At 62.6% G+C, this 20,140-nt stretch carries 19 protein-coding genes; 7 read left to right on the top strand and 12 right to left on the bottom strand.

What is annotated here, in order from left to right:
- Positions 1–143 precede the first annotated feature (143 nt).
- Positions 144–1,448 (bottom strand): MFS transporter, encoded by a 1,305-nt coding sequence (locus AABE10_RS31905; RefSeq protein WP_342937094.1) that lies wholly within the window; start codon positions 1,446–1,448, stop codon positions 144–146.
- A gap of 255 nt (positions 1,449–1,703) precedes the next feature.
- Between AABE10_RS31905 and AABE10_RS31900 the strand changes: the two genes are divergently transcribed.
- Together AABE10_RS31900 and AABE10_RS31895 are read left to right on the top strand one after the other, a co-directional pair.
- Positions 1,704–2,552, top strand: a complete 849-nt coding sequence (locus AABE10_RS31900; RefSeq protein WP_342937093.1) for a mechanosensitive ion channel family protein — start codon at positions 1,704–1,706, stop codon at positions 2,550–2,552.
- Positions 2,553–2,805: 253 nt separating this feature from the next.
- Positions 2,806–3,228 carry a hypothetical protein gene (locus tag AABE10_RS31895; protein ID WP_342937092.1) on the top strand — a complete coding sequence of 141 codons (423 nt, stop codon included), beginning with the start codon at positions 2,806–2,808 and terminating at the stop codon, positions 3,226–3,228.
- A gap of 123 nt (positions 3,229–3,351) precedes the next feature.
- On the opposite strand, the gene AABE10_RS31890 is transcribed toward AABE10_RS31895, so the two are convergent.
- Positions 3,352–3,534: a hypothetical protein gene (locus AABE10_RS31890; RefSeq protein ID WP_342937091.1), complete on the bottom strand. Its 183-nt coding sequence runs from the start codon at positions 3,532–3,534 to the stop codon at positions 3,352–3,354.
- Between AABE10_RS31890 and AABE10_RS31885 the strand changes: the two genes are divergently transcribed.
- Positions 3,533–3,796: a hypothetical protein gene (locus AABE10_RS31885; protein ID WP_342937090.1), complete on the top strand. Its 264-nt coding sequence runs from the start codon at positions 3,533–3,535 to the stop codon at positions 3,794–3,796. The two genes, AABE10_RS31890 and AABE10_RS31885, sit on opposite strands and share 2 nt — an antisense overlap.
- 111 nt (positions 3,797–3,907) lie before the next feature.
- Positions 3,908–5,170: a cardiolipin synthase gene (cls, locus tag AABE10_RS31880; protein WP_342937089.1), complete on the top strand. Its 1,263-nt coding sequence runs from the start codon at positions 3,908–3,910 to the stop codon at positions 5,168–5,170.
- A gap of 407 nt (positions 5,171–5,577) precedes the next feature.
- On the opposite strand, the gene AABE10_RS31875 is transcribed toward cls, so the two are convergent.
- The 4 genes from AABE10_RS31875 to AABE10_RS31860 all read right to left on the bottom strand — a co-directional run bounded on the left by AABE10_RS31875 (position 5,578) and on the right by AABE10_RS31860 (position 9,577).
- Complete coding sequence (locus tag AABE10_RS31875) at positions 5,578–6,579, bottom strand: porin (protein ID WP_342937171.1); 1,002 nt, start codon at positions 6,577–6,579, stop codon at positions 5,578–5,580.
- Positions 6,580–6,856: 277 nt separating this feature from the next.
- Positions 6,857–7,159 (bottom strand): high-potential iron-sulfur protein, encoded by a 303-nt coding sequence (locus tag AABE10_RS31870; protein WP_342937088.1) that lies wholly within the window; start codon positions 7,157–7,159, stop codon positions 6,857–6,859.
- A complete protein-coding gene (locus AABE10_RS31865; protein ID WP_342937087.1) occupies positions 7,140–7,925 on the bottom strand; it encodes a Pr6Pr family membrane protein in 786 nt (261 codons plus the stop codon). The genes AABE10_RS31870 and AABE10_RS31865 overlap by 20 nt, the downstream gene beginning before the upstream one ends.
- A 143-nt stretch (positions 7,926–8,068) precedes the next feature.
- Positions 8,069–9,577, bottom strand: coding sequence for an esterase-like activity of phytase family protein (locus tag AABE10_RS31860; protein WP_342937086.1), 1,509 nt, complete (start codon positions 9,575–9,577; stop codon positions 8,069–8,071).
- A 353-nt stretch (positions 9,578–9,930) separates the two neighbouring features.
- Between AABE10_RS31860 and AABE10_RS31855 the strand changes: the two genes are divergently transcribed.
- Positions 9,931–10,608, top strand: a complete 678-nt coding sequence (locus tag AABE10_RS31855) for a J domain-containing protein (protein WP_342937085.1) — start codon at positions 9,931–9,933, stop codon at positions 10,606–10,608.
- An 81-nt stretch (positions 10,609–10,689) separates the two neighbouring features.
- On the top strand, positions 10,690–11,232 hold the full coding sequence (locus tag AABE10_RS31850; protein ID WP_342937084.1) for a hypothetical protein: 543 nt from the start codon (positions 10,690–10,692) through the stop codon (positions 11,230–11,232).
- Between the two features lie 129 nt (positions 11,233–11,361).
- Here AABE10_RS31850 and AABE10_RS31845 read toward each other — a convergent pair whose 3' ends face one another.
- From AABE10_RS31845 to AABE10_RS31820, 6 genes are all read right to left on the bottom strand, one after another.
- Positions 11,362–11,655, bottom strand: a complete 294-nt coding sequence (locus AABE10_RS31845) for a hypothetical protein (RefSeq protein ID WP_342937083.1) — start codon at positions 11,653–11,655, stop codon at positions 11,362–11,364.
- A gap of 120 nt (positions 11,656–11,775) precedes the next feature.
- Positions 11,776–12,759 carry an MDR family oxidoreductase gene (locus tag AABE10_RS31840; protein ID WP_342937170.1) on the bottom strand — a complete coding sequence of 328 codons (984 nt, stop codon included), beginning with the start codon at positions 12,757–12,759 and terminating at the stop codon, positions 11,776–11,778.
- Between the two features lie 247 nt (positions 12,760–13,006).
- The gene (locus AABE10_RS31835) at positions 13,007–13,606 is read right to left on the bottom strand and encodes a hypothetical protein (RefSeq protein WP_342937082.1); all 600 of its coding nucleotides are present in this window, start codon (positions 13,604–13,606) and stop codon (positions 13,007–13,009) included.
- Positions 13,607–13,827: 221 nt separating this feature from the next.
- Positions 13,828–15,684 (bottom strand): pyrrolo-quinoline quinone, encoded by a 1,857-nt coding sequence (locus tag AABE10_RS31830; protein ID WP_428983419.1) that lies wholly within the window; start codon positions 15,682–15,684, stop codon positions 13,828–13,830.
- A 190-nt stretch (positions 15,685–15,874) separates the two neighbouring features.
- Entirely contained in the window at positions 15,875–16,921 is a 1,047-nt protein-coding gene (locus tag AABE10_RS31825; protein WP_342937081.1) for a hypothetical protein, read from the bottom strand.
- A gap of 793 nt (positions 16,922–17,714) precedes the next feature.
- Positions 17,715–18,149 (bottom strand): hypothetical protein, encoded by a 435-nt coding sequence (locus AABE10_RS31820; RefSeq protein ID WP_342937080.1) that lies wholly within the window; start codon positions 18,147–18,149, stop codon positions 17,715–17,717.
- On the opposite strand from AABE10_RS31820, the gene AABE10_RS31815 reads away from it, so the two are divergent.
- Positions 18,148–19,815, top strand: a complete 1,668-nt coding sequence (locus AABE10_RS31815; RefSeq protein ID WP_342937079.1) for a hypothetical protein — start codon at positions 18,148–18,150, stop codon at positions 19,813–19,815. The two genes, AABE10_RS31820 and AABE10_RS31815, sit on opposite strands and share 2 nt — an antisense overlap.
- Positions 19,816–20,140: the final 325 nt, after the last annotated feature.

Raw genomic sequence — 20,140 nt, 5'->3', positions numbered from 1 at the left:
TGTGTATCGCGCATCTGCGTCTCCTCGGCGCTGACGTCGGAATGGATGGCCGCACCATTTTTTGCAGCCCGTCTGCCAAGCGAACATGCAATCGACGCGCCTGATTCACTGCATTATTCTGCATCGATAGATACGCATCGGCGTCATGCGCCTGCGGCGCCGCCGTGTTCTTCGCGTTCAAGCGTGCGCGTGCGGCGCAATTCGGGGAAGAGCCGCATCCACAGCAGCGCGATCGCGATGGTCGCGCAACCGCCGACGAGCACGGCGGCCTGCGCGCCCCACCATCCCGCGGTCACGCCGGACTCGAACTCGCCGAGCTGATTCGACGTGCCGATGAACAGTGAATTGACGGCGCTCACGCGGCCCAGCATGTCGTCGGGTGTGCGCAGCTGCACGAGCGACAGGCGCACGACCACGCTGATCACATCCGATGCGCCGAGCGCCATCAACGCCAGCAACGACACGATGAACGAATGCGACAACCCGAATACGAGCGTCGCGAGGCCGAACGCGATTACGCCGCCGAACATCGCCGCGCCCGGCCGGTTGCGCAGCGGAAAATGCGCGAGCCAGATCGTGCCGCCGAGCGCGCCGACGGCCGACGCGGAGCGCAGCAGGCCGAGCCCGAGTGGTCCGGCATGCAATACGTCGCGCGCGAAGATTGGCAGCAACGCGGTTGCGCCGCCGAACAGCACGGCGAACAGGTCGAGCGACAGCGCGCCGAGTATGACCGGCTGGCTGCGGATGAAGCGCACGCCGGAGAACACCGATTCGAGCGTGACGGGCGCGCGCGGCACGGGCTTCCTGCGCAGGGGGATCGTGCTGACGGCCGCGGACGCGAGCGCGAACGACAACGTGCACGCGAGATACGCCGCGCCGGGACCGATGCCGTAGAGCAGCCCGCCAAGCGCTGGGCCGCCGATCTGCGCGGCCTGGTTCGCGGACGTCGCCCAGGCCGTCGCCTGCGACAGCTGCGCGCGCGGCACGACGCCCGGCAACAGCGACGCGACGGCGGGGGATTCGAACGCGCGCGCCGCGCCGACGCATGCGGCGAGTACATAGATCACGGGCGCGCTGATCCAGCCGCCAAACGTGCTCCACGCGAACACGGCGGCGGCTGCGCATTCGAGTCCCTGGCAGATGGCCGCAATGCGCCGCCGGTCGTAGCGATCCGCGACCTGGCCGACGACGAGCGTCAGCACGAACATCGGCAGAAACTGCGCGAGCCCGACGAGGCCGAGCGCGAACGCGCTATGCGTGAGCGCATAGATATGCCAGCCCATCGCGACGGCGAGCATCTGAAACGACAGCGACGACAGCACGCGCGTGCACCAGAACCGCTGGAACGGCGTCTGACGCGGCAGGCTGATTTCAGGTTCGCGATATGTCTCGCCGACGAGCGCGTCGAAGGTCTTCTCGTCGTTGTTGCCGGCGGATCGTGTTTTCATCAATAAATGAATGGGCGTCCCAGATAAAGGGCCGTCGTCTGCGTGCGTAGGTGTCAGGCACCGCATTTGCACGCGCAGTTGAAAGAAGCTCGACGCAACGATGTGTCGAGCCGGGGCATCGTCGGGCCGCCAGTGTAGAGCAAGTCGCTTTCGCTTGCCGTTTCGTGGCGGAATCGCGTCGGTCCATTGCGTGACGTTGCCTTTCTTGCGCCGCATTGGCGTCACGTCCCATTCCCATAGAACTGCAATACAACCATGGATGACTTGCTCAATCGCGTGTTTCACCTGCAACCCTCGCTGATGGTCACGCTTACGCATGATCTGATGCATGCGGCGGTTGCGATCCTGATCCTGATCGTCGGCTGGTGGGTGTCCAACCGGACTGGCGCGCTGCTGTCGAAAGGGCTGGCCCGCACGCGCGCGGACCCCACGCTCGCGCCGATGATCAACGCGATCGGTGCCTGGTCCGTGCGCGTGCTCGTACTGTTCGCGGCGCTGAGCGAAGTCGGCGTCGCGACAGCGAGCGTGCTGGCCGTGCTCGGCGCCGCCGGCCTCGCCATTGGCCTCGCGTTGCAGGGCACGCTGCAAAATATTGCAGCCGGCATTATGTTGCTTTTGCTGCGGCCGTTTCGTGCCGGCGATGTAATCGAAGGCACGGGCGCGACGGCGGGCATCGTGCGTGAAGTGGGGCTCTTCACGACGCGCATCGAACGCAGCGACGGCAACGCCGTCTTCGTGCCGAACAGCCAGATCTGGAGCAATCCCGTCATCAATTACTCCAGCGGCGGAACGCAGCGCATCGAAGCGGAAGTCGGGATTGCGAAACGCCAGGACGTGGCGGGCGCAATCGACGCACTGAAGAAACTGATCGCCGACGACCCCCGCGTGCTGGGCGGCACGACGCTCGCGCCGATGGTCACGGCGTCGGACTATCCGCAGGGCGGTGGCGCGGCACTGCGCATCGCCGTGTGGGTGAGCGGAACCGACGCGCAACTGGCTGCGGAAGATTTGCGCGAGCGCTCGCGGGCCGTGCTCGAAGAAGCGGGCGTCAAGGTGGCGCAGCAACCGGCCAGGAAGAGCGGGCAGGCATGGGCACATGCATGAATCGGCTCGGCGTGACGCGTGATGGACATCGCTGCACTGGATAGCCCTACAGCCTTTGGTGCATCTTGGCGTTCGGCTGCAGTCGCGGCTGTCTTGACATGCGGCATTGCGATGCACATGCAGCCGGCTTCATCGCGATCGCAGCCTGCGCAGCGTTATTTCGTCCACCTACGCCGGATAAAGAATCCGGCGATCCCATTCGTTCCTGTCATAGAAGATTGCCCCGCTTGCTGGCGCGTGCACTTCACGTCATATGCTGCTGCCGATAGCCGGTAAGCCGGACTGCATCGAGGTGTCTAATGTCGGATTCATGCGCGTTGTGATGCTGCTGTTTCGCGGTTCCAACGAGACGGCGGGGCGCGTACACGCATGCGGACAAACGACGGCGTGTTGCAGAGCCGCGATTCGTCTAGGTAAAAACCCTGATATTGCGATAGAATGCGGCGTTAAAGGAAGAAATGCCATGCCGCCCCGTCTTCAGATTTTTGAAAAAATTGCCTTCTCGCTGGTCGTGATGTCCGCCGTGCTGTGTTCCGGCTATATCGCGTGGGAATCGTCGCCCGGTTTCCAGGAGGCCGTGCACGCCAGTGCCACTGCCGTGCGCTGGAGCGGCGACTACTCGTTCATCTGCGCATCGACGACGACCAACGCCTGCGATCAGCTTCCCCTCGACTGACTCCTCAACGCTGATTCTCGCGATACGCTGGCGCGCCTCTCGGCGCAGGCCCGCGAGCAGCGGCGCGTAATTTTCACTCCTTCCGTTGGCGCTTTTTTCAAAGCGCCGACCGGCCGTCTCGCGTCACCCGCACGCCGTCTCGAAGATGCATCGGGAATGCGACTTGCGTACAGGTAGCGGCTGGGCTTCGTCCGTCGCAAGCGATGTGAAGCCCGATTCTTCGAAAACCGTCTTCGCCAGCCCGTCAATCGTCAGCTCGGCATTCACGGTCCAGAACAATTCCGATGCACCAAGGAGACGCGCCATGACACCTGCTTCCCAGTATGAAATGCAGATTCTGCAGGCGGACGTACGCATGCTGTGCACGGTCGACGACGACGCGATCGAACTGTTTCCAGGCGCGGCGGCCGGCGACGGCGTGGCCAGCAAGCCATACGCAGTGCTGCATACCGATTCGCTAGCGACGCTATGCGGCTGGCGCGAAGCAATGCAGGAAGGCGGACGTCCGTACCGCCTGCTGAACAACCTGTACGGCTATCGGCAGGAAGTGAACAACCCGGACTGGTAGTGCGCGTTTAGTGCATCTCCAGCACACCCGCAATGCATCTTCCCTGGCGCGCCGGTGCAGCTTTTGCTGTTCGGCGCGCTTCCCAAGCCTGAACACCGCTGAACGCGGCGCATGCTGACGACACTGCTCACGGCCGTCGTCACGCTCGTCGTCGTGCTCGTGATCGCCAATCTGTCGACAGGCGAAAAAAAGATCGAGCACAAAATCGAGCGTCTGTATGGCAGCCACGATCCTCAGTTCATCCGGTCGATGGGCCTGTTGCTCGGGCCGCCCGTCGTATCCGGGAACCGCTTCGATGTGCTGCTCAACGGCGACGAGATTTTTCCATCGATGCTGGAAGGCATCGCGAGCGCACGGAAAACCATCACGTTCGAAACCTTCATCTACTGGTCGGGTGCAATCGGCGAGCGGATCGCGGTCGCGCTGTCGGAGAAGGCGCGTGCAGGCATTTCAGTGCATGTGCTGCTCGACTGGGTCGGCTCGCAGAAGATGGACAAGCGTTATCTGCACATGCTCGAGGAGGCCGGTGCGGAAGTGGTCCAGTTCCACAAGCCGCACTGGACGGGGCTTGGCCGCATGAACGACCGCACGCACCGCAAGCTGCTCGTCATCGACGGACGGATCGGCTTTACGGGCGGTGTCGGCATCGCGCAGGAATGGACGGGACATGCACAGGACGAGATGCACTGGCGCGACACCCACTTCCGCGTCACGGGTCCTGTTGTCGGTCATATGCAGGCTGTCTTCATGGACAATTGGATCAAGGCGACCGGCAATGTACTGCATGGGCCCGACTATTTTCCTGAGCCCGACGACGAAGGCGAGGGGCTCGCGCACATGTTCAGCAGCTCGCCGTCGGGCGGCAGCGACGACATGCAGTTGATGTACCTGATGGCCATCACGGCGGCGACGCGCTCGATTCACCTTGCGAGCGCCTATTTCGTGCCCGACAGGCTGACGGTCAACGCGATCGTCGAGGCGGCAAAACGCGGGGTCGCCGTGCAGATCCTGACGCCGGGCAAGCGCATCGACACGCATACCGTGCGCGAAGCCTCGCGCGCATGCTGGGGACCGTTGCTCGAAGCGGGCGTGCAGATGTTCGAGTATCAGCCGACGATGTTTCACGTCAAGCTGCTGGTCGTCGACGACTATCTGGTGTCGGTCGGCTCGACGAATTTCGATTCGCGCTCGTTCAAGCTCAACGACGAGGCGAATCTCAATCTCTACGATGAAGCGTTCGCACGTCGTCAGACACAGATCTTCGCTGACGATCTCGCGAAGTCGAAGCGCGTGACGCTCGACGACTGGAAGCGGCGGCCGTGGATGGAAAAAGTCGTCGATCGCGTCGTGTCGCTGCTCGATCCGCAGCTTTGACGCGCGGCGGCGCATGCCGTCCGAGTGGCTCGGGCCCCGCGAGGCTTTGTGCGGACGGCGCGCATCGGCGGCTCGTGTTTGGGAGGATCACCCGCGGGCGGCTCCTCGGCGGGTGGCATGCGGTCGGGATCGCGCTCGGGAACGGGCGGCGAGTCAGGGCCGGGATCGGGATCGTCGTCCGGCGCCGGATCGGGATCGACGTCGGGTGGCGTCGGCGTATGCAGCCGCTGGTTGACCGGATAAACGAAAAAAGGAAAAGCAGTCTGGTGCAGGTTCATCGTGCAGTTCTCATAGGTGCAGTTCGATACACCGACGAAATCCGCAATGCATGTGCCATCTACCGCGAGTTGCGGCAAAAGGCGCGATGGCAGAAGGCACGACAGTTCAATGCAAGATACTGCACCGCGCTAGAACCGCTCGATCATCCCGACCTGCACTCCGCGTACCGGTGCGCCCGGATAGGCAACGGGCAGTCCCACCACATTGACGCCGCGCAGCGTGAATGTGCCCTCGCCGCGATTCTCCAGGTCGGCGGCGCTCAGATACAGCGACAGCGCCTTCGACACCTGATAGTCGAACATGAAGCTGAACTGGTCAGCATCGTTGTTGCCGCCGCTGTGATCGCGCGCATGCGCATAGCCGAGCGACGCGCTGGCCTGCGGTGTGATCTGCCACAACGCGGACAGCGACAGGCCATCGTCGTGATAACGGGGCGTGCCGCCATCGCCGTTGAAGTACGCGACGTATCCGGTCAACACCCCCCACTGGTACGAAGCACCCGCGAAATTGGCGCGCAGCGCGCCGCTCCCGTGCGTCTGCTGATGCGCGTAAAGGAGCTTCACGGGGCCGAGCGCCCAGTCGGCCGTCACGTAATACCCGCCGATGCCATTGCCGTCGCCGGGATCGCGCAGCGCATACATGCCTGTCGCACTGAATCCCCAGATGGTCGGCGAAAGGTAGGCGAGCGCGTTGTCCGTGTACGGCGTGATTTTCGACAGGTTGTTCAGCCCCGACGCGATCGTGCCCGCGCCGAATGCATCGAGTTGCCCTTTGAACGGGATATAGATCGGCGAGTACTGGCGCCCGAGGCGCAACTCACCCCATGCACCGTGCGCGCCGATCCATGCCTGCCGGTTGAAGATGCTGCCCGGCACGGAGGACTCGCCGCTCGATGAATCGAAGCCGTTCTCGAGCGTGAAAATCAGGCTGTTGCCATTGCCGAGCGGCTCGCTGCCGCGCAGCCCTACACGCGTACCGCGCCAGGCACCGGAGTCCATGCGCGCGACGTAGCCGCTGCCGGGATTCGTCACTTCGATGCTGGTGTCGATCAGACCGTAGAGCGTGACGGAGCCTTGCGCGTGGGCAGGCGTCGCGAGACCGGGCGCAACGAAGAGCGCGAGGCTGAACATGACGCTGATCGCGCTCGACCCGAACCAGAACATCCCATGCGATGCATAAACCCGAAAACGGCGCAACGGACGACATGACGTGACGGACGCTGGCATCGGCAGATCTTTCTATGAAGTTGCAACGTTATCGTGCTGCCGATGTCGGGCGGAATGCCATCGACGAACGGGCCGCTTATGCGTACAACCGCACGTACGTGCGAATACTAACCGAACGGGACGCGCGCGACGCGTGCAGTCTCACGCGACAAAGCGGCGCTACAACATCACTACATGTCGGCTACATGTTGGTATAGGAACTACACCAGCCGCCGCCTGCCACCTGTTTCGCGCCGAAGAGCGTGCAGCCGCCCCATGCATCCGTCGGGTTGCCTTGAAAGAGCGAGCAGTTGCTGCAGGTCTGTCCTGCCTTGTAGTTCGGAAAGCGCGCCTTGTCGACTTTCGCTGCGACGGTGACATAGCCGACGGCCTTTGCAGCCGGATCGGATTCGCTCAGTTTGTCCTCCGCGCGGGCGTCGCGGCTTGCGGCGAACGCAGCGCACAGGCTGGCCGCTACGATGAACTCACGCCGGGTCGTTGTCATGATGGTTCTCTGCTGGGTGAGGAAGGTGTGCAAGCGATATCGACGGCATGGGCCGCCGATAATTGATGGCGACGAACACGGCCATCAGCATCAGGAACGCGAGCACGAGCAGGCTCGCGTTGATCATCACGCGTTCGTAGCCGAGCTCGCCCACATCGATGAACGGATACGGATAGAAGTCGGAGAACGCGCCGCGCAGCATCGTCAGCGCGAGATAGCCGAGCGGATAGACGAGCCACCACAGCAGATGGCGCAGCGTCAGAAGAAAGCGCGGCACGAACAGCAGCCAGTACACCGCGGCGAGCACGGGCACGATCGTGTGCAGGCTTTCGTTGAGCAGCACGCGCCAGCCTGACGGCGTCCAGCTATGGCGCAGCAACACGTTGTACGCGATGCCGACGAACACGATATACACGGTCACGGCCGTCACGACTGTCGGCTTGCGGAAGAAGCGGACGAAGGGCATGACGGGCACGCGGCCGCGCTGCTCGAAGAATCCGACGCACGTAAAGCAGAGCGCGCACGTGAAGATCGTCAGATTGGTCAGATAGCTGGTGAGCCGCTCGATGCCGTCGATCACGCCGAAGCCGCGCATGAGCATCCGGTGCACGGTGATGTCGGTTTGCGCGGCAAACGCGCACCATGCGATCAGCGCAATCGACCCGGCCAGCGCAACCGAGGCGACGCTCGGCGCACAGAGCGGCAGTTCGGACTCGGACGCTGCAACGACGACTGACGACGAGCCTGGGGACGCGGGCTTCTTCATGCGTCGATTCTATACGCGCGAAGCGACGCGTGCAGAGGCTCGCTTTGTCGAGGGCAAAAAGAGAGCCGGCACGCGGATCGCTGCGGCCGGCCCATCTCAACGTCCGTCAGGGGACGCAGGAACCCGGATCATGATGTCAGTGGTCAATGACCGTGGCCGTCATGGTCGTGATCATGACCATGGTCGTCATCGTCATCGCGGCCGCACACGTCACCGTGGCCGTGGTCGTCGTTCGATACGCCCGGCAGGTGCTGCGCGACATAATGGGGCAGATCGGCGCGATCGATGGCGAACACGAAGAACTGGTTCGGATTCGCGATACCCGACGGATGGTTCGTGTCGGTGACGGTCGCAAGGAAGTCGTTGTCGTTCGCGATGAAGAGCGTGTGCTTCTTCACGCCGCCTACGGTCACGTCCGGGCCGAACGCGAGGCCTTCGAGCTTCGCGGGAATGTCGGTCGGCTCGTAGCCATGCGACGTGAGCGCTGCAACGACATCGAGGAACAGCGTCTTCTTCAGCGCATAGGGCGCGAGGCCGCTCTGGCCGCTCGCCTGGCTCACGTCCTGCGCGCCCGTCAGGTCGATGCGGAAGACCTGCTTGAACGCAGCCGTCGAATCGTCGCCGAGGCCCTTGCCGTCGCGCTCGTCCATCAGCAGTTCATGATCGTTGATCGCGAGGACGTCACTGATCGTCGGGTACTTCGGCTTGGCCGTCGTGCCGATGTTCGTGAGGGGGTACGCGTACTGCGTCGTACGACCCGTGCGGATATCGATCTTCACGATGCGTGTATATGCGCCGTTCGTGCCGCCGTCCTGAATCAGCGGGCTTTGCATCGCGCCGAAGAGCGTCGTGCCGTCCGGCGAAATCGCGAGGCCTTCCATGCCCTTGTTGGCCACGCGGCCCGACGCGTTCAAGCTGATCTCGTCGTTGCCGACGGGCGAGAGCGTCGATACGGCGAACGTCTCGGGCAGCTTGTACGTCGCGATGCGGCGGCCGCTCTTGCGGTCGAAGCGGTACACGTAGGGGCCGTACTCGTCGGAGATGAACACGCTGTCGCCATCGTTCGCGACGCGGATGCTTTCGGGATCGAAGCGCGCGTCGAGCGGATACGTCGACAGGTGCGCGGGATCGAAGTTGTCCGAGCGTCCCGTGAAGTAGTTCGTATGGTTCTGGCTGTTGAGTTTCGGTGCGCCGTTCGGCACGCTGTACGCGGCGCCTGTGCCATAGACGAGATGATCGGACGTGTGCAGCAGCGTCGTGTCGAGGAGCTTCGGCGTCAGCGTGAACGGCAGCGACGAACCCTTCGGCGCTTCCTTCAGATGCAGGCGCAACGTCTGGAAGCGGTTGATGTACGACGCGGTGTCGTCGATGGCCGCGTTGTACGAAATCGCATTCGGCCCGCGATCCGGTACGGCGAGGAACGTGTGACAGCCTGCATAGCCGATGCCCGAGCCGATGCCACCGAGCAGATTGCCGGGCACGCCGTTTTCGAGCGTGCCTGCCGTGTCTTTCGACTTGTCGAGGAGATTGCCGTCCAGTTTGCCGATCGCGATCAGATCGACAGTGGCGTGAGCGGCGGGGGCAGCGGCAAGCGCCGCGAGCGATGCGATGGCACCGAGCATGGTGCGGGCGAAGAGTCGTGAGCGCAGCACGGAAATGTTCCTTGAAAGGAGCAACGTGACGAGGGCAGTGCCGGGAGTGCGAACGGAGAAAGCGGGGGGATGCAACCCGGACGCAAGGTTTGTTACTTCTTCATTACCGAGGGCCGATGGTGCGTGACGCGTGTGTCGAACATATGACGGCGCGCGCTCATGAGCCGCCCACAATGTGTGTTGGCGCACATTCGCACGCGCATCCGTCATCGATGCGCGCGCAATCAGTATGCCGGCGCATGAAAGCGCGATGCAGCCCGATGCAGCCCGATGCCGCGCGCCGACTTCGGGCTGGATCGTCGCGTGCTACGATGAACGCGACCGTCCACTGCAAACCGTGAATCCAACGCGACATGGCAACCCTTTACGCGAAGCTTGGCGTGTCTCAAGACGCCACCCTGGAAGAGATCAAACGGGCGTACCGGAAGGCCGCGATGAAGTGGCATCCCGATCGCAACGTCGGCCACGAAGACGCCGCGCGCGCGACGTTCCAGGAGATCAAGGACGCGTATGCGCTTCTCTCCGACGAAAACCAGCGCAAGGTCTACGACGCGGTCTACGAGCAGGAAATGCGGCGCTGGGAGGCGCTGCACAAGCGTCAGCAGGAAAAGGAAGCGGAGCGCGTGCGCAAGGCGCAAGCCGCCGCGCAGGCGGAGTACGCGAAGATGGTCGGCATCGCGATGCGCTTTGCCGACGAAGGCCATAACCGCGACGTGCTGTTCGGCGTGCTGCTCGGCCGCAATTGCAATGCCGACGTGGCGCAGCGTATCGCCGACAGCGTGTGGGCGCTACAGGTGTCGCGGCGCGCGGAGCACGACGGGCAAACAGCGCATGCGGACTCGTTCGCCAATGCGGACCACACGTCGAACGCGGCCGACGCCGATATTCCGTCCGAGCAGGCCAAACAGGCCGCGCGCTCGCCATCGCAAAGTCAATCGGCTACCGCGAAGCACGATAAGCCTTCGCACGAAGCGCGCGCGGCGAGTCTTTTCGATTCGTTGTGGCAGGGCTTTTTCGGCGTTCGCTCATGACGTGCTGCTTGCGCGCCATGCTGGTTTTGCGTCCCGCACCCTCTAAAATGGCGTGATGGACTTACGCACGGACATGTTTCGATGAAAGACGCTTTTGAACGACGCGCGCTGCTGCTGCATCTCGGCGACGCGCTGCATGCAATCGATGCGGCGCTGGCCGCGGATGCGACGCGCGACACGGTGCGCGATCTGTTGGACGCTCACGCGGATCTTGCTGCACACGCATGGCTCGCAGCCATCTCGCCGGCGACGAAGGCAGCGCACTTCGCGAAGCAGGCGACTGCATCGTTTGCCGCGTGGCCTGCGCAACTGCTCGAAGAGCAGGTCGATTACGCGCAACTCGCGCTTGCCGTGCGCGACAACCTGTTTGCGGACGATGCGGCGGGCTGGCGTGCTTATCTCGATGCGATGAAGCGCGAAGTCGAATGGTTCGGTGATGCATTGCCCGCGCATGCGGAGCCGACTGCGCAGACAGTCGAGTCCGCAAACGCAGACATGCCCTCTGCCGATTCCGCAGATACAGCCGACGTCGAGCGGGCGGAAGAGCCGGGCGAGCAGCAACGCGAGAGCGTCGAGAGCAACGGGCGTTTGTATCCGTCATGGCCGTGGAAGCCCGGCGTGTGACGCGGACTGTGCTCACCCTTTTGCATCGGATAGAACATCAGACGCTTTAAAAAACGCCGCCTCGCTGCCGTCGATCGTGAATCGACCGCGAGCGAGGCGGCAGCGCATGACGCTGTTGAGCGTGCGCGATCAGTAGCCGCCCCAGCGCTCGCGTTGATGCTCGCGCCATTCGTGCTCCCGCCACGCTTCATGACGACGCCATTCATGTTCGCGCCATTCATGCTCACGCCAGGCGCGACGCGCGCGCCAGTCGTCATCGACATAGCCGACTGCGACGGGGGCGGGCGCAGCGTACACGGGTTGAGCCGGTACGACCACGCCCGGTACGCCCAGGCCGACGGCGACATCGACATGCGCGGAAGCGGCCGCCGAAGCCGCCAGCATCGTTAGACCGATAGCTGCACCAAGCATCACCTTTTTCATTTTTTGCTCCCTGCGCATCGTTGCGCGTGACTGAGTACGGCTTCAGTCTAGGGGCGCACGGACGACACAGGTGCTACAGCGCTGCGAGAAAAGTAACGCCGGATTACGACACTTCACGCACTATCGATTGACGTCGACCACGAGGCGCCCGCGCACCTTGCCGTCGAGCACATCGGACGCGGCCGCGAGCGCTTCGTCGAGCCCGATCTCATTGACCATCGATGCAAGGCGCTCGGTGTTCAGGTCCTGTGCGATGCGTTGCCATGCGTCGACGCGGCGCGCGCGCGGCGCCATCACGCTGTCGATGCCCGCGAGCGTCACCCCGCGCAGAATGAAGGGCGCGACGCTCGCGGGGAAGTCCATGCCTTGCGCGAGCCCGCATGCCGCGACGATGCCGCCATACGCGGTGCCGGCGCACGCATTCGCGAGCGTGTGACTGCCGACGGCATCGATCGCCGCGACCCAGCGTTCCTTCGCGAGCGGTTTGCCGGGCGACGACAGTTCCGCGCGATCGATGATCTCCTGCGCGCCCAGTTCGTGCAGATAGGCCGCTTCATTCGGCCGGCCCGTCGACGCGATCACCTGATAGCCGCGCTTCGCGAGCAGCATGATCGCGACGCTGCCGACGCCGCCCGCCGCACCCGTGACGAGCACCTTGCCCTGATCGGGCGTCACGCCATGACGTTCGAGCGCGAGTACGCACAGCATCGCGGTGTAGCCTGCCGTGCCGACGGCCATCGCATCGCGCGACGTCAGCGGAGCGGGCGTGCGCACGAGCCAGTCGCCGTTCACGCGCGCGCGTTGCGCGAGGCCGCCCCAATGCTTTTCGCCGACACCATAGCCGTTCAGGATCACCTGATCGCCGGCTTTCCAGTATGCATGCTCGCTCGACTCGACGACGCCCGCGAAGTCGATCCCCGGCACCATCGGAAAGCTGCGCACGACAGGCGAACGTCCCGTGATCGCGAGCGCGTCCTTGTAGTTGAGCGTCGACCATTCGACGCGCACGGTCACGTCGCCGGAAGGCAGATTCGCTTCGTCGATTGTCGTGACGGACGCGTGGCTGCCGCTGTCCTGCTTCTCGATCAATATCCCTTTCATGATTTCGTCCGTTGAGTTCGCGTGTTATCGGGAACCTATAAGTCTAGGTCAATGCCCGTTTTTTAACCGCGCTCCCCGATGCCGCGTGCGCATCGCATCGTTCGACGATGCGTAAAGCGATTGCTGCATGAGGATGAAATGCGCGGCCCGTCGATGGGGAAATGCGAACGGCACGCATGCGTTCTGCTCGCATGCGTGATGTCTGCGTTTTGTCGAATCGCTGAGGTCGCGTCTGCTCTGTCGGCACGCGCTAGCGCGTGTAGTAGCCGCGCTGCTGCATGCACTTCGAGTAAGCGGCCCAATAGCGGACCATCGGCGGTTCGGGCGGCGGTGGCGGCGGCATCTCGGCCAGCGATGGCGATGCCGGCATCGGCGTGCTGGCGCCCGATGCGGCTTCCGCGCCGGATGCCGCTGCGGCGCCCGATGCACCCGACGCCGCCGCGACCGTCGTGGGCGGCGCGCCGCTTGCCGCGCTTGCCGCATTCGCGACGCGGGCGCCGCTTGCGGCCGTCGCGCCACTCGCAACGACGGGCGTGGACGCAGCCGAAGCGGCCACCGCAGCGGATGCGCCCGATGCCCCCATGGCGGCAGGCAGCGGCGGGTTGACGGGTGCAGGCGCGACGATGGGACGCGGCGGTGTCTGCGCGGCCTGGTTGGGCGGCGGCGGACGTTGCGACTCGCGCGCCATGTTCACGTGCGTCGTCTTGTTTGCGTCTGCGTAGCACAGTGCCGAATCGATGGTCTGTTGCCCCGGGCTCTGACTGCGTCCGGGAACGGTCATCGGCTGCTGCGCGACGGATGCGCCACTGATGAACAGCAGCGCAATGGCTGCATGGGTGAAGCGTCTCATGGGCTAGCGGACTCCCTGGCGAAGTATTGATCTTGTCGGCGCGGATTCGCGGCGCGAAACGCGCGCGAAGCCACGTTGTGAGCCATGGCAAACGGCCGTCAGGCCATCGCAAGCCGGAAGGTTGCTATTCCAGCATATCGCGTTGCAGCGGCGAGGCACGCCAGAAGCACGCCATTCGTCGCCAATTTCCGTGCTGCAGCGCGATCTACGTCACAGTGTGATCATTGCCGTAGCCCGAACACGGCGACGCCGTTCGTCGCGCCGACATAGACCTTGCCGCGCGAGATCATCGGCGTGATGAACTTGTTGCCTGCGCCCCACTGGTCGCGCGTGCCGGCCTGGTTGCTGTTATAGAGTTCGCGGGCGAGATTGGTGGCGTCGTAGGCATGCAGTGCGCCCGTGGTGCCGTTTTCGGCGGCCCACAGAATGGCGTTCGTCGTTCCGTTCGCCGAAATTGCCGGGACGGTGCCCGGATAGGCGAATGTCGTCGGGCTCTTCGACGCGGCAGTCGCCGCGAGCATCGCATTCGTGATGGGCAGCGCCTTGATGCTGTCGTTCAGGCCGCCGTAGTACACGGTGCCGTTGAAATAGGCAGGCGAGCCCCATATGCCGCCCGCCAGCGTGCCCGTGAGCACTTGCCAGATGTTGTTCGACGTGGGGCTGAACTTGCCCATCGAGTCGCGATCTACGACGTAGATCTTGTTGTCCTTGCCTGCCGCTACGGCGAGATGCTTGACCGTGCCGTCGGCTGTCTTCTGGTCGGGCAGCAGCATCGCGCCGCCGGAGCCGAAGTCGTTGTCGTTGTTCGCGAGCTGCACGACGTCGAGCGGCGCGAAGTAGTCGGTGACTTTGAGCGGACTTGTCGAGAGCTTCATGAACGAGTCGCCGTAGTTGCTATCGACGGGGAATCCGTTCGCATCGAGGTTCGTGCCGAACGTGCCGTTGCCGTCGACCACATAGATCGACGCGCCATCCGACGCCATGCCGGAACCGGCCATCCAGACCGAGCCCTGATGTCCGTTCGGCGCGATGTTGACGACCCCCGTCTGCTTCAAGGTGTCGGCGCTGTAGCTCATGATCCAGCCCGTGTATGGGCCTGACATGCAATGCGCCGTCCACCCCATATAGATGTTCCCGTTGACGAGCGTGAGCGCCGCGCGCTCGGTATGCAGCGACGGATCGAACGTGAGCACGCCGTTGACACTGTTGCCGCCCGTGCCCGGATAAGTCGCGGCGATTTCGCTCGGGCCGCCGAACAGTTCTGCGCCATTGGCCAGATCGAGCGCATGCAGGCGATGATGAATGCCGCCGCTCGCATCCTTCGTCATCGCGACAGCATAGAGCGCACCGTGCTGTCCGCGGCTGCGATCGATGACGGGCGTCGACGTAATGCCGATTTCGGGCGTGATGTCGCCGCAGCCGCGATCGTCACTGGATGTCTCGTTCGCACCCGTCAACGACACTTGCCACAGTAGCGCCTGGTTGTCCGCGTCGTACGCATAGACGCTGTTGTGTTCGCTGACGACATAGATCACGTTGTGAGTCGTTCCATTGATCGACAGGCTCGTCACCGACAGCGGTTGACCATCGACCTTGCCATCGGCCGCGAGAAAGGCGATCTTGCCGAACGACGCCGAATTGACGCTGGATGGCGTGAGTGTCGTTTCGGCGAGCATTTGCCCGGTGCGCGCGAGATCGTTGTGATGCATCAGCACGTCGGTGGCGAGCGCGACGGCGGACGATGATGTTGTCGTGCTACCCGTCGTGCTGTTGCCAGCGCCGGAGGCAGATCCCGATGTGCCGTTGCCTGCACCGGACGCAGAGCCGGAGCCTGAGCCTGAACCCGGACCTGAGCCAGAGCCCGATCCAGAACCGGAACTCGAACCCGATCCCGAACTGCCGGTTGTGCTGGAGCTGTTCGTGCTGTCGCCGTTCGACGAGCCATTGCCGCACGCGGTGCACAGGAGCGCGAGTGTCAGCGCAGCAGTCGTCTTGCCAAGGCAGGAGAACGTGGAGAAGGGCGGTTGCGACGAATGAAGGCGCGCATGATCGCGCGATACTGAATGCAATGGCTGCATGCCAGTCTCCTCGCGCCCGAATGAGCGCCCCCGCATAGTGGCATGGCGCGCTCTTCTTCTTCGCGGCGCGGCCAATCCTTCCATGTTAAGAGCGTCGGCGCGGGATGGGACGACATCGCTTCGTCTATTTCCGCCAGATGTGTGCAATTGCTTGTCGACCGCGCCGATGAGCGGCCGCGCCCGACAAGATCTAGTGCTGGCGATAGAGCTGTCTGCTGTCGCTGACGGGAGGCGCGGCGGGCACGATATCGGGCTGCACAAAGGCCTGCACGGTGGGAGGAGGCGCCGTGTGCGGCACAGGTGTGGCGGGCGCCTTTGCAGCGACGTTTCGCACGGCGGCAGTGTGTGCCTTGACGTCCTGCTGCGGCGCTGCGGGAGTCGTCTTGACGGGCTTGCGCGCGCTTTGCGCCGTCGTCTCGACACACGGCGCGCGTGTCCCGCACTCCGGATCAGCGTCGGGATTAGCGGACTTCGAGGGCTTTGCGCTCACCTTGTGACCGTGTGGTGTTGTTGTCGCGACGGCACGCGCGCGCGGCGGCTCGGTGCTTGCAACCTGATGCGCGGGCGGCGCAGATTGGGGCAACGGAGGCGCAAGCGGTTTCGCGGCGATCTGGCTTGCGGATGTTTTATTCGAGGCAGGCGGTGTCGATCGGGACGGCAGGCTCGGCGCGCTACTTGCGAGCGTGCTGCTGTGCGCGTTGGCGGGCGGGATGGCTGCCGTGCCTGCAATCGCGGCAGCGTCCGCGACATCGAGACTGCGCAGCGCTTCGATTTGCTCGCGCAGCGTACGCGCGAGTTCCTGGGTGCGTTCCCCGATCGTCGGGCGATCGCGATGTAAAGCTGCCCGCAATTCATTCTGGCTCACGATGCGACGCAAACGGCTTTGCATCGCGTCTCGTTGCGTCAACGTAACGTATGTCCCGAACGCGATTGCAAAGCCGAGCAGCACAACGGCTGCACCAGCGCTCAGACTCCAGTCCGGCGTTCCCGCCGACGCGGGCGCAGCGATGCGGCGCGGTCTCGGTGCGATCCGCCGGAACAGTGGCGAAGGCGTGGAGTTCAGTGCGCGCGCTTCGTCGGTCGACGGCGATGCGGGATTGTCAGGCGCTGAAGCGTCGAGGGGAAATAGCAGGTCGAGTGGGCGCGCAGGAAGATCGCGCTGCACCACAAGGTTCGTCTCCGGCGCCTTGTCGCATTGCTCGTGCGGCATTGCAGGACGCTTGCGAATCGTGTCCATGGTGGACTCCCATGCCGGCATTGCAGACGGCATCGCACATTCTTCTCGTTGGCAACCATTGTGTGCAGGATGTGGCCAGGTCACGGCGCGATACATCTCGCGCGTGATCGCAATGGTCTGTCAGCAATATGTGTCAGCTTGATCAATAGGTCAATGGAAGTGCGCTATTGGTTTCAAAAAATGTTGTTTGCGCGGGAAGGAATGAAGTCATGCGGTCGTCGCAATGAATTGCGCGGTTTTCTACTGTCGGATAGATATGAAGATTCAAGCGACCCAGGCAGGCAATAGAAAATGCCATCGAAATGAAGTCGCGAGATGATGTCTGGACTTTAAAAAATCAAAATTAAATGGCGATTAATTCGCTAGTGGTTTTGCGCCAGTACGCGAGCCATTGAATAAGTGTCCGGATGCATTAGGTAAGTTCGCGTCGTCGTCGCGGCGAAAGCGCATTAATGTGTCCCTTATCATCTCTTTGCGGATACATGCACATCGATATCCGTAAATCTTCATACGTTACAAAGTGTTACCTGGTTTCGGCAGACGTAAGCGCTTCCATTCGGTAGCATTCGGCCTTGCAAAATGGAGTCGGATGTCACGGGGTTTGATGTGACACTTCAGGAGCAGGGTGGGCGGACGTTCTGACTGAAATGCCGTGCAATATGTCCTTCGTGACACCTGAGCATCTGCAATATCCGGATTCCATCTTGCAGTTACATCTCGTTGCAATCGGTTGAGCACGGCCTCACTCGCGCGGAAAGAAGCGGCGGGCATGCAGGAAATGCGTCGCTCGAAATTACCGGCACCGCGTCGCACCCATAGTCGACGGAGTAAGAACGACTCGGCGTGCAAGAAAGCCAACCTTGAAATCCAATGTCTGAATTCGGGCATTTTTGCCAGTCGTTTTCGGACGGATTTCGATTGCCCATCCGCATTTCATGAAAGTCAATTCCCTTCTTGTTTCCTCTTCGATAGCAATCGTTCTCGCGGGCTGCGGCGGCGGGGGCGGCAGCAACGAGCCGATTTCCACCAACGCATCTTCCACAAGCACGGGCTCGACGAGTGCATCGACGAACAGCGTTTCCCAGCAGCCGGGGACGTCGGCCGCCAATGCGACGGTCAACGGCAACACGGCGGGGAGCATCAGTTGCGCCTCGCCTGTAAAGGCGAGCGCAGCAGCGGGCGGCACGCAGATTTTCGCGGACACGCCGAGCAGCGACGGCACACGCATGTTCGCGTCGGGAGCGAACTTTCCGCTCGCATTCACAACGAACGCGGGCAATGCTGATACCCTCAACTGGTCGATTACCGATACGACGGGCCGGGTTGCGGCAAGCGGGAGCTTCGATGTGCCGGGCAGCGCGTCGCAAACGACACTCACATGCAAGTCGACGCTCGCGGGTTATTTCGCAGTGTCTGCGAGCCTGAAGACGGCCGGTGGTGCTCTGCCGCAAGCGGGTACGCGCCCCACGGGCATTTCAACGTTCGGCGTGATCCCCGATCTGTCGAGCGTCGTGCCCGCCGTCACGTATATGAAGCAGGAGCAGCACCGCTTCGGCATGCAAGGTGAGAACGATCGCGCAGCGGTGCTCGCCGGCCTCGGCATTACGCAAATCATCGATGACCGTCAGATGTCGACGATGGAGCCGAACGGTCCGAATACTTTCAATCCGTCGGCCAGCAATCTGGATTCGTTCTATACGACGGGCAATGTGATGCGCCTTATTCGTCTCGATGGCCTGCCTGGCTGGGCATCTTCGACGGGTGCATTCCAGGACTTCACGACGCTGCCGAAAGACATGTCGTATCTGCAGAACTACATGAGCCGTGTCGGCACCGAATCGAACGCGATCCGGCAAAAGTACTTCCCGAAGCAGTCTGCGAATTTCTATCAGGTGACGTGGGAGCCAAATCAGTTCTGGACGGATACGGATGCCAATTTCGTGTCGCTGTACCAGTCGGTCTATCAGGGCATTCACTCGACCGATCCGAATGCATTCGTAATGGGACCGACGGATGCGTTCCCGAGTCTCACGAACGAACGGCTGCAACGTATCGCGTCGCTTGGATTTGGCAAGTACATCGACGGTGTCGCAACACATGGTTACTACGATGCGGGCACTTCTCCCTCGCATCCGCCTGAGCGTCTCGCGACCGATCCTGATCCGGCAACGGCCGCGAATGCGCTGAACAACTCGATACGCACGCTGCGCACGACGATGCTCAACCAGTACCGCTCGGGCATGAAGCTGTATCAGACGGAAGTCGGCATCAGCTATGACCTCGGCTCGTCATATGGCGCGAACTACCCGACGGGTAACGTTCTATTTGCGCAGGGCGCAGTGGTGGCACGCACGCACATCATCCTGCTCGGCGAAGGCGCGGACGTTTCGTACGTGTTTTACGGCGCGGACTATCCGGATGAAGTGGGATACGGCACGTTCTTCGATCTGTCGAATGCTCAAGGCTCGTTCGGTGCGACCAACATCAGTCCGAAGCCGGCTGCCATGGTGATGAGCGCGATGACGCGTATCCTCGATGGCACCAATACGCTTGGTCCCGTGAAGAATACGCCGTCGGGTGTCTATGCGTACTCGTTCCAGCAGCTCAACAATGGTTCGGTAATCACCGCTTTGTGGACGCACAACAATAGCGCGTGGAATGCGAGTGCCGGCTTCAGTTCGACGTATAGCGTCGCGTACAACCTCGTCGTGGATGCACCCGGTACGAGTGGTACTGTCAAGGTGGTCGACATGATGGGTAACCCGATGACCATGAATTACACGGACGGTACGTTGAAGCTGAATCTAACGGAAGCCCCTCTTTATGTTGTGTCGAACAATGCGAGTGTCGCTAGGAGCAACGTGAATCCGCCTCCGGGTTACGTCGGCTCGTGATTGATGCTCTGTATGCGGGCAGCTTGAGTCGGCTTGCTTGCGGTATCGGCAGTACATTTGTTGAAAAAACGCGCGGTTGTCCCGCGCGTTTTTTGTCTGCGTTTCGCGAATGCGAGAAGAGTGTGATTTGCCTAAGAAAGTGGCGCCGCAATTTTTTAAGGCTCCGCGAAATAAGTTCTTGACAGGCCCTATGGACCCCCGCATAATTCGGCCTCTCCAAACGACGGGGACGCGAAAAAGCAGCAGCTTTTAGCGGATGTTCTTTAAAAACTAACAGCCGACAGATGTGGGTGCTCGATGATGGCGCGCGGTGGTTCTTCGGAGC

It is taken from the genome of Paraburkholderia diazotrophica (assembly GCF_038900755.1).
Taxonomy (GTDB): Bacteria; Pseudomonadota; Gammaproteobacteria; order Burkholderiales; family Burkholderiaceae; genus Paraburkholderia; species Paraburkholderia diazotrophica_A.
This window is presented reverse-complemented; position numbering and strand designations above follow the sequence as displayed.

Excerpts from the sequence above, each read along its gene's own strand:
- AABE10_RS31845 (WP_342937083.1), bottom strand. The coding sequence starts at position 11,655 with ATGAAAAAGGTGATGCTTGGTGCAGCTATCGGTCTAACGATGCTGGCG.
- AABE10_RS31905 (WP_342937094.1), bottom strand. The coding sequence starts at position 1,448 with ATGAAAACACGATCCGCCGGCAACAACGACGAGAAGACCTTCGACGCG.
- AABE10_RS31875 (WP_342937171.1), bottom strand. The coding sequence starts at position 6,579 with ATGTTCAGCCTCGCGCTCTTCGTTGCGCCCGGTCTCGCGACGCCTGCC.
- AABE10_RS31820 (WP_342937080.1), bottom strand. The coding sequence starts at position 18,149 with ATGCGTGTGCCGTCGCTGCTCGGCGTGTCCGCGAAAATCTGCGTGCCG.
- AABE10_RS31890 (WP_342937091.1), bottom strand. The coding sequence starts at position 3,534 with ATGGCGCGTCTCCTTGGTGCATCGGAATTGTTCTGGACCGTGAATGCC.
- AABE10_RS31855 (WP_342937085.1), top strand. The coding sequence starts at position 9,931 with ATGGCAACCCTTTACGCGAAGCTTGGCGTGTCTCAAGACGCCACCCTG.
- AABE10_RS31825 (WP_342937081.1), bottom strand. The coding sequence starts at position 16,921 with ATGGACACGATTCGCAAGCGTCCTGCAATGCCGCACGAGCAATGCGAC.
- AABE10_RS31885 (WP_342937090.1), top strand. The coding sequence starts at position 3,533 with ATGACACCTGCTTCCCAGTATGAAATGCAGATTCTGCAGGCGGACGTA.
- AABE10_RS31850 (WP_342937084.1), top strand. The coding sequence starts at position 10,690 with ATGAAAGACGCTTTTGAACGACGCGCGCTGCTGCTGCATCTCGGCGAC.
- AABE10_RS31870 (WP_342937088.1), bottom strand. The coding sequence starts at position 7,159 with ATGACAACGACCCGGCGTGAGTTCATCGTAGCGGCCAGCCTGTGCGCT.
- AABE10_RS31815 (WP_342937079.1), top strand. The coding sequence starts at position 18,148 with ATGTTCGCGTCGGGAGCGAACTTTCCGCTCGCATTCACAACGAACGCG.
- AABE10_RS31865 (WP_342937087.1), bottom strand. The coding sequence starts at position 7,925 with ATGAAGAAGCCCGCGTCCCCAGGCTCGTCGTCAGTCGTCGTTGCAGCG.
- AABE10_RS31835 (WP_342937082.1), bottom strand. The coding sequence starts at position 13,606 with ATGAGACGCTTCACCCATGCAGCCATTGCGCTGCTGTTCATCAGTGGC.
- AABE10_RS31900 (WP_342937093.1), top strand. The coding sequence starts at position 1,704 with ATGGATGACTTGCTCAATCGCGTGTTTCACCTGCAACCCTCGCTGATG.
- AABE10_RS31895 (WP_342937092.1), top strand. The coding sequence starts at position 2,806 with ATGCTGCTGCCGATAGCCGGTAAGCCGGACTGCATCGAGGTGTCTAAT.
- AABE10_RS31830 (WP_428983419.1), bottom strand. The coding sequence starts at position 15,684 with ATGCAGCCATTGCATTCAGTATCGCGCGATCATGCGCGCCTTCATTCG.
- cls (WP_342937089.1), top strand. The coding sequence starts at position 3,908 with ATGCTGACGACACTGCTCACGGCCGTCGTCACGCTCGTCGTCGTGCTC.